Consider the following 13809-nt stretch of genomic DNA (forward strand, 5'->3'; position numbering starts at 1 on the left):
TGCAGCCCTCACCCCGACCCTCTCCCTTTGGAAGGGGCTGGGTGAGGGCTTTTGATTCAGGAGAGAAGCATGCGAACGTTTATTTCCCTGGCCTTGCTGTTTTTCAGCGGCCTGAGCCTGGCCGATGGGGCCGACACCCGGGGCCAGCTTCAGGATTACTTTTTTGATGCCGCCCGTCGTGGCGATGTGCCAATGCTCGAGACCTTTATCGAATCCGGCTACACCCTCGATATTCAAGACAGCAAAGGCTATACCGCGCTGATTCTGGCTGCCTATAACGGCCAGCCCAAGGCGGTGGAGCATTTGCTCAAGGCAGGCGCCAATGCCTGCGTGCAGGACAAACGCGGTAACACGGCCCTGATGGGGGCGATTTTCAAGGGTGAACTCAAGATTGCCCACCGCCTGATGGCAGCCGACTGCAACCCTGATCAGCGCAATGGTGCAGGGCAGACGGCGGCCATGTATGCAGGCCTGTTTCAGCGGGTCGAGTTGCTCAAGGATTTATCCCGCAAAGGGGCTGACCTGAATGCCGTAGATGCATCGGGCAACAGTGCCGCTCGGCTGGCCAATGGCGAAATCCGCATGCCCGTAGCGCGCTGACCAAAGCCTAGTGGGCTATCATCGCGGTTTTTCCGTGGAGTTCAGATGGCCAAGCCCAAGCGCATTTACGGCTGCACCGAGTGCGGCGCAACTTTCCCCAAGTGGGCCGGGCAGTGCGGCGAGTGCGGCGTCTGGAACACCCTGGTGGAAACCATCGTTGAAAGCGGGGCTGCGGCGCCGCCCAGCGGCCGTACCGGCTGGACCGGACAACAGGCCCAGCTCAAGACCCTGGCTGAAGTCAGCATCGAGGAACTGCCGCGCTTCTCCACCGCTTCTGGCGAGCTGGATCGGGTGCTTGGCGGCGGTCTGGTGGATGGCTCGGTGGTGTTGATTGGTGGCGATCCGGGGATCGGCAAATCCACCATTCTGCTGCAAACCTTGTGTCAGATGGCTACACGCATGCCTGCGTTGTACGTCACCGGCGAGGAGTCCCAGCAGCAAGTGGCCATGCGCGCCCGGCGCCTGGGGCTGCCGCAGGATCAGCTCAAGGTGATGACCGAAACCTGCATTGAAAGCATCATCGCCACTGCCAAGCTGGAAAAGCCCAAGGTCATGGTCATCGACTCGATTCAGACCATCTTTACCGAGCAACTGCAATCGGCCCCCGGCGGCGTGTCGCAAGTGCGTGAAAGTGCGGCCTTGCTGGTGCGTTATGCCAAGTCCAGCGGCACGGCGATTTTCCTGGTGGGCCATGTGACCAAAGAAGGCGCATTGGCCGGGCCGCGGGTGCTGGAGCATATGGTGGATACCGTACTGTATTTCGAGGGTGAATCCGACGGGCGGCTGCGCTTGCTGCGGGCAGTGAAAAACCGTTTTGGCGCGGTCAACGAGCTGGGCGTATTCGGTATGACCGACAAAGGCCTGAAGGAAGTTTCCAACCCTTCCGCAATTTTCCTTACCCGCGCCCAGGAAGAAGTCCCTGGCAGTGTGGTGATGGCCACCTGGGAAGGGACTCGCCCGATGCTGGTGGAGGTGCAGGCGCTGGTGGACGACAGCCATATGTCTAACCCGCGGCGGGTGACCCTGGGCCTGGACCAGAATCGTCTGGCCATGTTATTGGCCGTATTGCACCGACACGGCGGTATTCCAACCCACGATCAGGATGTTTTCCTGAACGTGGTGGGCGGGGTCAAGGTGCTGGAAACCGCATCGGACCTGGCGCTGATGGCCGCCGTGATGTCCAGCCTGCGTAATCGTCCGTTGCCCCATGATCTGCTGGTGTTCGGTGAAGTCGGCCTGTCGGGTGAGGTGCGCCCTGTGCCAAGCGGCCAGGAGCGGCTCAAGGAAGCGGCCAAGCACGGTTTCAAGCGCGCCATCGTGCCCAAGGGCAATGCGCCCAAGGAGTCGCCGCCGGGGCTGAAAGTCATTGGCGTTACCCGTCTGGAACAGGCGTTGGATGCGTTGTTCGAATAAGCGTTCAAAGGTGTAAAAAATCTGCAAGGGTTGGGCGCGGTATCGGGCTGACAGCCTGGGACAGACAGCGGCGTTGCACGGAAAAAATGTGCAGCACCGCCTGCCAAAAAACCGCAAAAGAAGGCTCTAGACCAATGTTGGGGGCTGGTCTTTAAAGCCAGTAGCGCTAAACTCCGGGTGCAGTCTTTCTTGTCCAACTGGCCGGAATTAAAAAAATGAATAATAAAAATAGCCTGCTCCGCCACATCCCGTGGCTGGTGCTGGCAATTGTAGGAGCCTGCGCCCTTGGCGTAGTGGCATTGCGCCGGGGCGAGGCGATCAACGCCTTGTGGATTGTTGTGGCAGCTGTTGCCATTTATCTGGTTGCTTACCGTTATTACAGCCTGTTTATCGCCACCAAGGTGATGCAACTGGACTCCAGCCGCGCAACACCTGCGGTGCTCAACAACGACGGTCTGGACTATGTGCCGACCAACAAGCACATTCTCTTTGGTCACCACTTTGCCGCCATTGCTGGAGCTGGCCCTCTGGTCGGGCCGGTATTGGCCGCGCAAATGGGTTACCTGCCGGGCACACTCTGGCTGATCGCCGGCGTGGTACTGGCCGGTGCGGTGCAGGACTTCATGGTCCTGTTCATGTCCACCCGCCGCAACGGTCGCTCCCTGGGCGACATGGTGCGCGAGGAAATGGGCAAGATCCCGGGCACCATCGCGCTGTTTGGCTGCTTCCTGATCATGATCATCATCCTCGCGGTGCTGGCGCTGATCGTGGTCAAGGCCCTGGCCGAGAGCCCGTGGGGCATGTTCACGGTGATGGCGACCATCCCGATCGCGATGTTCATGGGCATTTACATGCGCTACATCCGCCCGGGCCGCATCGGTGAAATCTCCATCGTCGGTGTGCTGCTGCTACTTGGCTCCATCTGGCTGGGGGGCCAGATTGCGGCGAGCCCCGAGTGGGCGCCGGTGTTCACCTTTACCGGTACGCAAATCACCTGGATGCTCATCGGCTACGGCTTTGTTGCGGCGGTCCTGCCGGTATGGCTGGTACTGGCACCTCGTGACTATCTGTCGACCTTCCTCAAGATCGGCACTATCGTTGCGCTGGCCATCGGCATCCTGGTCACCATGCCCGAGCTGAAAATGCCCGCGCTGACCCAGTTCACCGACGGCACCGGCCCGGTCTGGAAAGGCGGCCTGTTCCCGTTCCTGTTCATCACCATTGCCTGCGGTGCGGTATCGGGCTTCCATGCGCTGATTTCTTCGGGTACTACGCCAAAACTGCTGGATAACGAAAGCAACGCCCGTTATATCGGTTACGGCGGCATGCTGATGGAGTCCTTCGTGGCCATTATGGCGATGGTTGCTGCTTCGGTGATCGAGCCGGGTGTGTACTTCGCCATGAACAGCCCGGCAGCGATTGTCGGCGGTGACGTGGTTACCGTTGCGCAAAACATCACCAACTGGGGCTTTGCCATTACCCCGGATGCGTTGACCGCGCTGGCCAAGGACATCGGTGAAACCACCGTCCTGGCCCGTGCCGGCGGTGCACCGACCCTGGCGGTGGGGATCGCGCAGATCCTGCACAACGTGTTGCCGGGTGAAAACACTATGGCGTTCTGGTATCACTTCGCCATTTTGTTCGAAGCCCTGTTTATCCTGACCGCAGTTGACGCCGGTACCCGTGCCGGTCGCTTTATGCTGCAAGACTTGCTGGGCAGCTTTGTGCCTGCACTCAAACGTACCGAGTCCTGGGGCGCCAACTTGCTGGCCACCGGCCTGTGTGTGGCGATGTGGGGCTACCTGCTGTATCAGGGCGTGATCGATCCACTGGGCGGCATCAACACCCTGTGGCCGCTGTTCGGTATCTCCAACCAGATGCTGGCGGGTATCGCGCTGATGCTGGCAACCGTTGTGCTGATCAAAATGAAGCGCCAGCGCTACATTTGGGTGACCATGCTGCCAGCCGTCTGGCTGCTGATCTGCACCACCGTGGCAGGCTTTATCAAGCTGTTCGACGCCAACCCGGCAGTGGGCTTCCTGTCCCTGGCCAACAAATACAGCACTGCGCTGGAAGCCGGCCAAGTGATTGCCCCGGCGAAAAACATCGACCAGATGCAACATGTGATCATCAACGCCTACACCAACGCCGGTCTGACCGTGCTGTTTCTGTTCGTGGTGTTCAGCATTCTGTTCTTTGCGATCAAAGTGGGTGTCGCTGCATGGGGCAGCAAAGAACGTACGGATAAAGAGTCGCCGTACCAAGCCATGCCAGATGCTTGATAGAGGGTTGCAACCATGTTCAATGACCTGAGTCGCCTCGGTAAATACCTCGGTCAGGCCGCACGCCTGATGGTCGGCATGCCCGACTACGACAACTACGTCGAGCATATGCAAACCAAGCACCCGGACAAGCCGGTGATGAGCTACGAGGCGTTCTTTCGTGAACGCCAGGAAGCGCGTTACGGCGGCAAGGGCGGGCCCAAGTGTTGTTAACCCGTCAGGGCTGAGCTGTATCTGACTGTGGGAGCGGGCTTGCTCGCGATAAGAGCGGCGCGGTGTGTCAGTGACACCGTGTCGCCTGAATCGCGAGCAAGGCCGCTCCCACATTTGTTTTTGCGTTATGTTTAAGGAGGCACTGCATGACCTCTCCAATCCCCGTCACCATTCTCAGCGGCTTCTTGGGGGCCGGTAAAACCACCTTGTTGCGTTATTTGCTCAAGGCAGAACACGGCCTGAAAATCGCAGTGATCGAAAACGAATTCAGCGATGCCGGGATCGACACCCAACTGTTGGGGGACGAGCCGGTGCAAGTCATGACCCTGGCCAATGGCTGTGTGTGCTGCACCATCCACACCGACCTGACCAAGGCGCTGTACCTGCTGCTTGAGCGTCTGGACAATGGCGAAATTGCCTTCGACCGCCTGGTGATCGAGTGCACCGGCCTGGCCGACCCGGCACCGGTGGCGCAAACCTTTTTTATCGATGAAGAGCTGCGCGAGCGTTATCTGCTGGACGGCATTATTACCCTGGTGGATGCAGCCCACGCCGATGTGCATTTGAGTCAGACCATTGCCCAGGCGCAGATCGGTTTTGCTGACCGCTTACTGGTGAGCAAGCGCGATCTGGTGGATGACGCCACCTTTGATGCCTTGAGCGAGCGTTTGACCCGTATCAACCGCCGGGCGCCGATCCGCGTGGTTGAGCACGGCAAGATCGATCTGGCCGAATTACTGGATGTGCGCGGGTTTAACCTCAACGCAGACTTGGGGGGTGGCCTGAGCTTGCGCCCGGTACAGCCTGCGGCCTCTATCGACCGTATCTCCAGTCTGGTGCTACGCACCGATAAGCCGCTGGATATCGACAGCCTTAGCGCCTTCATGAACGAGCTGCTGGAAGAGCACGGCAAGCAATTGCTGCGCTACAAAGGCGTGCTGAGCATTGCCGGTGAAGATCGCAGACTGGTGTTTCAGGGGGTGCTCAAGTTGTATGGCTTTGATTGGGACACCGAGTGGGCCGAAGGTGAAGCCCGTGAAAGTGTGATGGTGTTTATTGCCGATGATTTGCCAGAGGCCAAGATTCGCGAGGGTTTTGCCCGGCTTGGGGTTTGAGTGATAGCTGACCCTCTCCCTCCGGGAGAGGGTCAGGGGCTTTTGATTTTTTTGTCTTACTGCAATAACAGCTATTTCGCACAACTTCACGGTTGTAAAATCAATAGGACACATTTCTTTCAATAATATTTAAAAGAAATACCATTTTTTTATGTTCGGCTGTTTCGCCAAGATAGTAATGAGGTGAGCCCTTGGCTTTTCTTACGCCGATATACTTGTTGTTATGGGTTTTAAGTGTGATGAGGGTATGGGGTTCACTCAAGTTCCTCTCTGTCACTGTTCGGTTGTTTTGATCGAGTAGTGTGAAGGCAAGTGGATGCTTTAGTGTCGGACTTCTCGCATAGAGTATATCCATATGGTTCATGGCCAGCCGGTGCCGGTCATACTGGCCAGGGTGTTTGATATGTATTTCATAGCCCTTGGCGGTATGCCGGAAATAAAGCTTGAGCGTAGCCTTGATCCCGCCTGTGGCGTGGGCTTGAATGCCCAAGGCTGCGGAGTCGTCCCTCAACTGTGGTTTGCCGGAGAAGACACCGCCACTGCCCAGCAAGTCAGTTACTATGACCGACTGGCCATGAAGAGCCCCTAAAAGATGAAGGTTATGGTTCGGTATATGCAAGGTGGCGATAAAGGAGTGTTGCGAATCGTTAGTCATTGTCTGAACTCTGCAGTTGGTAAGAATGCATAAATTCAGACTAGGCTGTTATTGTTCGGGGGGAGCGGCCAAGTGTTTCAAAATAACAGATGCAATAAAAAGCCCGGCTTGAAAGCCGGGCTTTTTATTCAGCTATTTGCGATCAGTTGCCGTATACCGGCAGCTTGGCGCAGATGGCTTTGACTTTCTCGCGAACGGCGTCGATAACGGCTTCGTTGTTGATATCTGCCAGGATGTCGCAGATCCAGCCAGCCAGCTCACGGCACTCTTCAACTTTGAAGCCGCGAGTGGTGACAGCTGGAGTACCGAAACGCAGACCCGAAGTGACGAACGGGGAGCGTGGATCGTTTGGTACGGAGTTTTTGTTTACGGTGATAAAGGCTTTGCCCAGAGCCGCGTCGGCGTCTTTACCGGAGATTTCCTGCTTGATCAGCGACAGCAGGAACAGGTGGTTTTCAGTACCGCCCGAAACCACGTCAAAACCGCGTTCGATAAATACCGAAGCCATGGCCTGAGCGTTTTTTACCACTTGTTGCTGGTAAGCCTTGAACTCTGGTTGCAGAGCTTCTTTGAAGCACACGGCCTTGGCCGCGATAACGTGCTCCAGCGGGCCGCCTTGCGAACCCGGGAAAACAGCCGAGTTCAGCTTTTTCTCGATGTCGGCGTTGGCCTTGGCCAGGATCAGGCCACCACGTGGACCGCGCAGGGTCTTGTGGGTAGTGGTGGTCACTACGTCAGCGAATGGAACCGGGTTCGGGTAAACGCCAGCAGCCACCAGACCGGCTACGTGTGCCATGTCCACGAACAGGTAGGCGCCAACCTTGTCCGCGATAGCGCGGAAACGTGGGAAGTCCAGAACCTGCGAGTAGGCAGAGAAGCCAGCCACGATCATTTTTGGCTTGTGCTCAACGGCCAGACGCTCAACTTCGTCGTAGTCGATCAGGCCATTGGCGTCGATGCCGTACTGGATGGCGTTGTACAGCTTGCCCGAAGACGAAACGCTGGCACCGTGGGTCAGGTGACCGCCGTGAGCCAGGCTCATGCCCAGGATGGTGTCGCCAGCCGACAGCAGGGCCAGGTAAACGGCGCTGTTGGCCTGGGAACCGGCGTGCGGTTGAACGTTGGCGTAATCGGCGCCGAACAGTTCTTTTGCACGGTCGATAGCCAGTTGCTCTACCACGTCTACGTATTCGCAGCCGCCGTAGTAGCGCTTGCCAGGGTAGCCTTCGGCGTATTTGTTGGTCAGAACCGAGCCTTGAGCTTCCATCACCGCTGGGCTGGTGTAGTTTTCCGAAGCGATCAGCTCAATATGTTCTTCCTGGCGCTGAGCTTCTTGCTCCATGGCGGCAAAAAGGTCGGCGTCGAACTTGGCAAGTGTCAAATCACGGCTGAACATGGCGGTCCTCAAGGATCGGGGGCAGAAAAGGAGGGCATTCTAACTCAATGGGTTTTATCTGGCATATGAATGCGATTCACGGTGAGCAACTATGAGCTTCAAGCTTGTAGATCCGCGCTTGCCGCTTGCAGTTGCTCCACCAATTGGCCCGCCGGCATCGGTCGCCCGAACAGATAGCCTTGCACTTCGTCGCAACCGTGTTCACGCAAGAAATCCAGCTGCTCGTGGGTCTCTACACCTTCGGCGATTACCGCAAGGTTCAGGCTGTGGGCCATGGCGATAATGGCCCTGGCGATTTGCGCGTCCTGCTCGCCGGAGGGCAGGCCGTCGACAAAGGTGCGGTCGATTTTCAGTACGTCGATGGGGAATTGCTTGAGGTAGTTGAGCGACGAATAACCGGTGCCAAAGTCGTCCACGGCAATGCTCAGGCCGAGGTTTTTCAGGCTGGCCAGGATATGCAGCGCTTCGCTGACCTCGCGCATGAGGATGCTTTCGGTCAGCTCAAGCTCCAGGCAGGCCGGGGACAGGCCGGTTTCCTTGAGGATATTGGCAATGCGCGTACCCAACTGGCCGTCGGAGAACTGGCGCGCCGATATGTTGACCGAGACTTTGGGCACGCGAACCTTGGCCTGATGCCAGAGCTTGAGCTGGCGACAGGCCTCGGCCAGCACCCAGTCGCCGACTTCGACCACCAGCCCCAGTTCTTCGAGTACCGGGATAAAGTCGCCGGGTGGCACCAGCCCGCGCCTTGAGTGATTCCAGCGCAACAGTGCCTCAACGCCGGTCAGACGTTTGCCGTCGCCGCTGAACTGCGGCTGGTAATAAAGAATGAATTCCTGCTGCTCCAGGGCATGACGCAGGTCGCTTTCCAGTTCAAGGCGCTCAAGGGCGCTGGCGTTCATGTCTGCCTGGTAGAACTGGAAGTTGTTTTTGCCGCGCTCCTTGGCGTGATACATCGCGGTATCGGCGTTTTTCATCAACTGGCTGAGTTCGTTGCCGTCTTGCGGGCTCAAGGCAATACCAATACTGGCGGTTACAAAGAACTCGCGGCTTTCGAGTACAAAGGGCTTTACCAGACTGGCGAGGATCTGTTCGGCCACATTGATAGCGCGGTTCAAGGCCTTCTGACGGGTGGTGCGAGGCTGCAGAAGCAGGGTGAACTCGTCACCGCCCATGCGCGCCACAGTATCGTCGTCACCCACACAGGCAAGCAGGCGGATGGCCATGTCCTTGAGCATGCGGTCGCCGGCTGCGTGGCCCAGGGAGTCGTTGATCGGTTTGAAGCGGTCGAGGTCAAGAAACATCAGCACCACCCACGACTTGTTGCGCTCGGCCTGTTGCAGCGCGGTGTGCAGACGGTCCTGGAACAGGGTGCGATTGGGCAGGTGAGTCAGGGCGTCGTAGTAGGCCAGGCGGTGGATTCGCTGTTCGCTGGCCTTGCGCTCGCTGATATCACTGAAGAAGCACACATAGCTGGCCAGATCGCCTTCATCATCGAGCACTGCCGTGATGCCGACCCAGGCCGGGTAGTGTTCGCCGTTCAGGCGCTTGAGCCAGACTTCACCCTCCCATGTGCCGTGCAAATGCAGTTGCTTGAGCACATAGGCGAGGTGTGCGCGTTGTTGGTCATCGACAGTGAGCATGCTTGGTAGCTGGTCGAGGACTTGTGCGACGGCGTAACCGCTGACCCGGCTGAAAGCCTCGTTGGCTTGCACGATATAGCCTGCAGGGTCGGTAATAAGGATGGCCGAGGTGGAGTGTTCAAAAACCGTGGCGGCCATGCGCAGGTCTTTTTCGGCACGGCGTTGCTGGCTCATGTCGCGACCAACACCCAGAATGCCTTCAAAACCGTCGTCTTCATCCCATACCAGCACCAGACGCAGTTCGATGGGCACCTTGTGCCCGTCAGCGCGCAGGCAGTCGAACAGAAACAGCTGGGTTTGTACCTGGGCACGCAAAGCCGACAGTTGCTGGGGCTTGTGCAGTGCGCCACGGATACGCTCGATCAGGTTGTAGATACCCTCCAGCTGTTGCGGCGTGGCAATAATAGACTGCCAGCCATTGTCGAATACCCATTGTGCGTCATAGCCCAGTACAGTCTGTATGGAGGGGCTGAGGTAGTTCATGCGCAGCGAGCTGTCAGTGGAGAAAATCACGTCGCTGATGCTTTCGGCCAGCATCCGGTAGCGTTGCTCGCTGTCGCGCAATGACTCGCTGGCTTCGATCTGGTCGGTGATGTCCTTGGCCACCCCTACAATTCGCGAGACTTGATCACCGGTATGACGGGCAAAGGCTTGCTCACGGATGTCAAAGCGCCGCCAAGTACCCTGCTGATGGCGAAACCGCAGTTGGCATTGCATCAGTTGCTTGTAGCCGTTTTCCTGCTGCTCTTTGCGCAACTGGTGATAGCGCTCGGCGTCTTCAGGGTGCAACAGCAACTCCCAGAAGTAAGCGCCCATTTCCTGCAGTTCAACAGCGCTATAGCCCAGGGTCTGGCCAAGGTGATGGTTGCTGAAAATGATCCGCTGGCTGATTACATTTTGTACATATAGATGGTCGGGAACGGTTCGCACCACATCGGACCAGAAGCTTTCGCGCTCTTGCAGGGACAGTTCGATCAACTTGCGGCTGGTGATATCGCTGATGCTCAAAATGACGGCATGGTAGTCCTGCTGATCCACAGGCAGACGCAGCACCAGCCATAAGTGCTGGTCGCGACCGCTGGCATCGGTCAGTTTTATTTCCAGCTCAAGCTGTTGCTGCTGGTCGAGCACGGCCTCGACGACCTGATAGCCAATGGCTGAACTGCTCAGCGGGCAGCCGTTGATCAGCTTGTGCCAGGCACCTTCTCCTGAATCGACCTCCAGTAGCTGCATGGCTACCTGGTTGACTTCGGTGATGCGCAGTTGCTCGAATAACTGGCGACGATGTTCCGGATGATCGCTGAGCCAATGCTTGAGGGCATCAGTGTCATGGAGTTTTTCGCGCTCAAGAAACCCTGGCAGGCTGGACAGGTCGAGCACGCAGAGGGCGACCCCGGTGCCTTCAAAAATATCGTGGTAACGCCGGCGGCCTTCATGCAACTGGCGCTGGCGGCGGCGCATGTTCAACAGCGCCATAATGGGCAGCAACGAAAACACCAAGCCGAGCAGGCATTTGCCGATCAGTCCGGGCAGTAGCTGCTCGATTGCCTGGCGGTCATTGAACAGCCCGCGCAGTTGCCAGTCGCTGTGGCTGATAGCTGCCAGCAGTACGGTGTCGTCTTCATCGCGCTGGCTCAGGGCCGAGGGGGGCGAGACGTTTTTATCCGCGCGGCTGAGTACCTTGCGGGTCTGGCTGTTTTCCACCAGCCACTGCGGCCGGTTGCTGCTGTTGGCGTTCTGATGCGTGAGGTTTTGCAGCAGGTCCGGGCTCATGCGCAGCAGCCAGTAGCCGTCGATGGCGCCGCTGGGCTGGCGCAGCAACAGGTAGATGATGCTGGCATCACTGTTGTTGCTGAAGTAGTAACCTTCAGTGCGGTTGCGCGACGGGCTGCGTTTGACCCAGTCGGCCAGATACGCAGCGTCGGGGCTGGTCCCGGTACTGTCGAGCAACACTTCGCCGGCTGGACTGAGCAGGGCCAGGCTTTGCAGGGATGGCAAGGACTGGCCCAGTTGCTTGACCAGCGCCTGTTGCTGGCGCTGGTTTCTTGGCGACTTGTCTACGGGCAGCAGATTGAGCGCGGTTTCGGCCCGCAAGGCCATGCTCAGGCCGATATGGTCGGCCAGGTCGGCGCTGTAGTTGATGCTGGTCTGGCGCTCTTGCTGCAGGGTTTCCTGAAACTGCTCGACCAACAGCCAGAACAGCATCGCCAGCAGCAGTAAAACCAGGGTCGCCAATGCACTTTTCAACGTTCCGCGCACAGGTGTCCCGAGTAATTGGCTGGACGCTTTGACACGAGTGGGCGGGGTGACATTGGGCAACTTGTGATCCTGCGATTTGGCGGCAATGGCGCGAGGCCCCCTAAAGGCGCCAAGCATGCCTTGGGTTGTGGCAAAGTGCCAGTCCTCTGGTCTGCGCTGGTTTGCCCTGCATCACGCATTCAGGTAGATTCTGGGGTCTACATTTGTGCTTTTTCTGCGAGCAGGCATTGATCTCGATCAGTCCCTGACTTTCTGCTATGGCCTGATCCGGGCATTGCTCGCGCCTTATTCACCCGTCACTGACCCTAGGTTATCCATGGCTCAATACGTTTTCACCATGCATCGGCTGAGCAAAGTTGTTCCGCCGAAGCGGGAAATCCTGAAAAACATCTCCCTGTCGTTTTTCCCGGGGGCCAAAATCGGCGTACTCGGCTTGAACGGTTCGGGTAAATCCACCCTGTTGAAAATCATGGCAGGCGTTGACACCGAGTTCGACGGCGAAGCCCGTCCGATGCCGGACCTGAACATCGGTTACCTGCCGCAGGAACCGCAGCTGGATCCGAGCAAAACCGTACGCGAAGTGGTTGAAGAAGCCGTTAGCGTGATCAAGGACGCTCAGGCGCGTCTTGATCAAGTGTATGCCGAATATGCCGACCCTGATGCCGACTTCGACAAGCTGGCCGCAGAACAGGCCAAGCTCGAAGCGATCCTGCAAGCAAGCGACGGGCACAACCTTGAGCGCCAGCTGGAAGTTGCAGCCGATGCGCTGCGCCTGCCGGCCTGGGATGCCAAGGTAGAGCACCTGTCGGGTGGTGAGAAGCGCCGTGTTGCCCTTTGTCGCCTGCTGCTGTCGGCCCCGGACATGCTGCTGCTCGATGAACCGACCAACCACCTGGATGCCGATTCGGTCGCCTGGCTGGAGCACTTCCTGCACGACTTCCCGGGTACCGTGGTTGCGATTACGCACGACCGTTACTTCCTGGATAACGTAGCGGGCTGGATTCTGGAGCTTGACCGCGGTGCGGGCATTCCTTACGAGGGCAACTATTCGGGCTGGCTGGAAGCCAAGTCCGATCGTCTGGCCCAGGAATCCAAGCAGCAGTCGGCCCATGAAAAGGCCATGAAAGACGAGCTGGAATGGGTTCGCAAAGGTGCCAAGGCGCGTCAGTCCAAGTCCAAGGCCCGTCTGCAACGTTTCGAAGAACTGCAGTCGCAGGAATTCCAGAAGCGCAGCGAAACCAACGAAATCTACATCCCGGCCGGTCCGCGCCTGGGTGACAAGGTTATCGAGTTCAAAAACGTCTCCAAGGGTTACGGCGATCGCGTGCTGATCGACAACCTGTCGTTCGCCATGCCCAAAGGCGCCATTGTTGGCGTGATCGGTGGTAACGGTGCCGGTAAATCGACCCTGTTCCGCATGCTGATGGGCAAGGAGCAGCCGGATTCGGGCAGCATCGAAATCGGTGAAACCGTGCAACTGGCGTGCGTTGACCAGAGCCGTGACGACCTGGATGGCAGCAAGACGGTGTTCCAGGCGATTTCTGACGGTTCCGATGTGATCCGTATTGGTAACTATGAAATCCCGTCGCGTACCTATGTAGGTCGTTTCAACTTCAAAGGTGGCGATCAGCAGAAGTTCGTCAAGGATCTGTCCGGTGGTGAGCGTGGTCGTCTGCACCTGGCCCTGACCTTGAAAGAGGGCGCCAACGTGCTGCTGCTCGACGAACCGTCCAACGACCTTGACGTTGAGACATTGCGTTCGCTTGAAGAAGCACTGCTGGACTTCCCTGGCGCCGCCATTGTGATCTCTCACGATCGGTGGTTCCTTGACCGCGTCGCGACTCACATCCTGGCCTACGAAGACGACTCGCAGGCGATCTTCTTCGAAGGTAACTACACCGAGTACGAAGCTGACCGTAAAAAGCGCCTCGGCGAAGCGGCTACCCTGCCGCACCGTGTGCGTCACAAAAAACTGGCCCAGTAAGGGCAGTTTGCATAACAGAACGGCGCCTTCGGGCGCCGTTTTTTTTGCGCATCACAAACCTTTTCCCCCTCCCACAATGGGATTTTGGCGTTTATAAGTTGGTGCGAAACTGGGTACAAGAAGTATTTTTTTGGTGCGCAAAAGCCCGATAAATCGGTGCTATTTATATAAATGCACCATTTAAATTCATAACTGCGACATTTTGCGCTGTCGCGGTGCCACATGAATTGATAAAGTTCCGGTCAATCT

The 13809-nt window shown here is 57.7% G+C and carries 9 protein-coding genes; 6 read left to right on the forward strand and 3 right to left on the reverse strand.

Annotation, left to right across the window (positions count from 1 at the left end; all coding sequences use genetic code 11):
* Nucleotides 1-69 precede the first annotated feature (69 nt).
* From QN377_RS09510 to yjiA, 5 genes are all read left to right on the forward strand, one after another.
* Nucleotides 70-600 (forward strand): ankyrin repeat domain-containing protein, encoded by a 531-nt coding sequence (locus tag QN377_RS09510; RefSeq protein WP_095018386.1) that lies wholly within the window; start codon nucleotides 70-72, stop codon nucleotides 598-600.
* 45 nt (nucleotides 601-645) lie between these two features.
* Nucleotides 646-2013: a DNA repair protein RadA gene (gene radA, locus QN377_RS09515; RefSeq protein WP_083369766.1), complete on the forward strand. Its 1368-nt coding sequence runs from the start codon at nucleotides 646-648 to the stop codon at nucleotides 2011-2013.
* A gap of 215 nt (nucleotides 2014-2228) precedes the next feature.
* Nucleotides 2229-4295, forward strand: a complete 2067-nt coding sequence (locus QN377_RS09520; protein ID WP_094999363.1) for a carbon starvation CstA family protein — start codon at nucleotides 2229-2231, stop codon at nucleotides 4293-4295.
* A 15-nt stretch (nucleotides 4296-4310) separates the two neighbouring features.
* Nucleotides 4311-4508 (forward strand): YbdD/YjiX family protein, encoded by a 198-nt coding sequence (locus QN377_RS09525; protein WP_007937254.1) that lies wholly within the window; start codon nucleotides 4311-4313, stop codon nucleotides 4506-4508.
* A 146-nt stretch (nucleotides 4509-4654) separates the two neighbouring features.
* Nucleotides 4655-5623 carry a GTPase gene (yjiA, locus tag QN377_RS09530; RefSeq protein WP_094999362.1) on the forward strand — a complete coding sequence of 323 codons (969 nt, stop codon included), beginning with the start codon at nucleotides 4655-4657 and terminating at the stop codon, nucleotides 5621-5623.
* Nucleotides 5624-5723: 100 nt separating this feature from the next.
* Here the strand turns inward: yjiA and QN377_RS09535 are convergent, their stop codons facing one another.
* The 3 genes from QN377_RS09535 to QN377_RS09545 all read right to left on the reverse strand — a co-directional run bounded on the left by QN377_RS09535 (nucleotide 5724) and on the right by QN377_RS09545 (nucleotide 11636).
* Nucleotides 5724-6278, reverse strand: a complete 555-nt coding sequence (locus QN377_RS09535; RefSeq protein WP_095018384.1) for a hypothetical protein — start codon at nucleotides 6276-6278, stop codon at nucleotides 5724-5726.
* Nucleotides 6279-6420: 142 nt separating this feature from the next.
* The gene (glyA, locus tag QN377_RS09540; RefSeq protein ID WP_088378929.1) at nucleotides 6421-7674 is read right to left on the reverse strand and encodes a serine hydroxymethyltransferase; all 1254 of its coding nucleotides are present in this window, start codon (nucleotides 7672-7674) and stop codon (nucleotides 6421-6423) included.
* Nucleotides 7675-7772: 98 nt separating this feature from the next.
* Entirely contained in the window at nucleotides 7773-11636 is a 3864-nt protein-coding gene (locus QN377_RS09545) for an EAL and GGDEF domain-containing protein (RefSeq protein ID WP_094999966.1), read from the reverse strand.
* A 256-nt stretch (nucleotides 11637-11892) separates the two neighbouring features.
* On the opposite strand from QN377_RS09545, the gene ettA reads away from it, so the two are divergent.
* Nucleotides 11893-13560, forward strand: a complete 1668-nt coding sequence (gene ettA / locus QN377_RS09550) for an energy-dependent translational throttle protein EttA (protein ID WP_094999360.1) — start codon at nucleotides 11893-11895, stop codon at nucleotides 13558-13560.
* Nucleotides 13561-13809 lie beyond the last annotated feature (249 nt).

It is taken from the genome of Pseudomonas sp. CCC4.1 (genome assembly GCF_035019225.1).
In the GTDB taxonomy this organism is placed as follows: domain Bacteria; phylum Pseudomonadota; class Gammaproteobacteria; order Pseudomonadales; family Pseudomonadaceae; genus Aquipseudomonas; species Aquipseudomonas bubulae.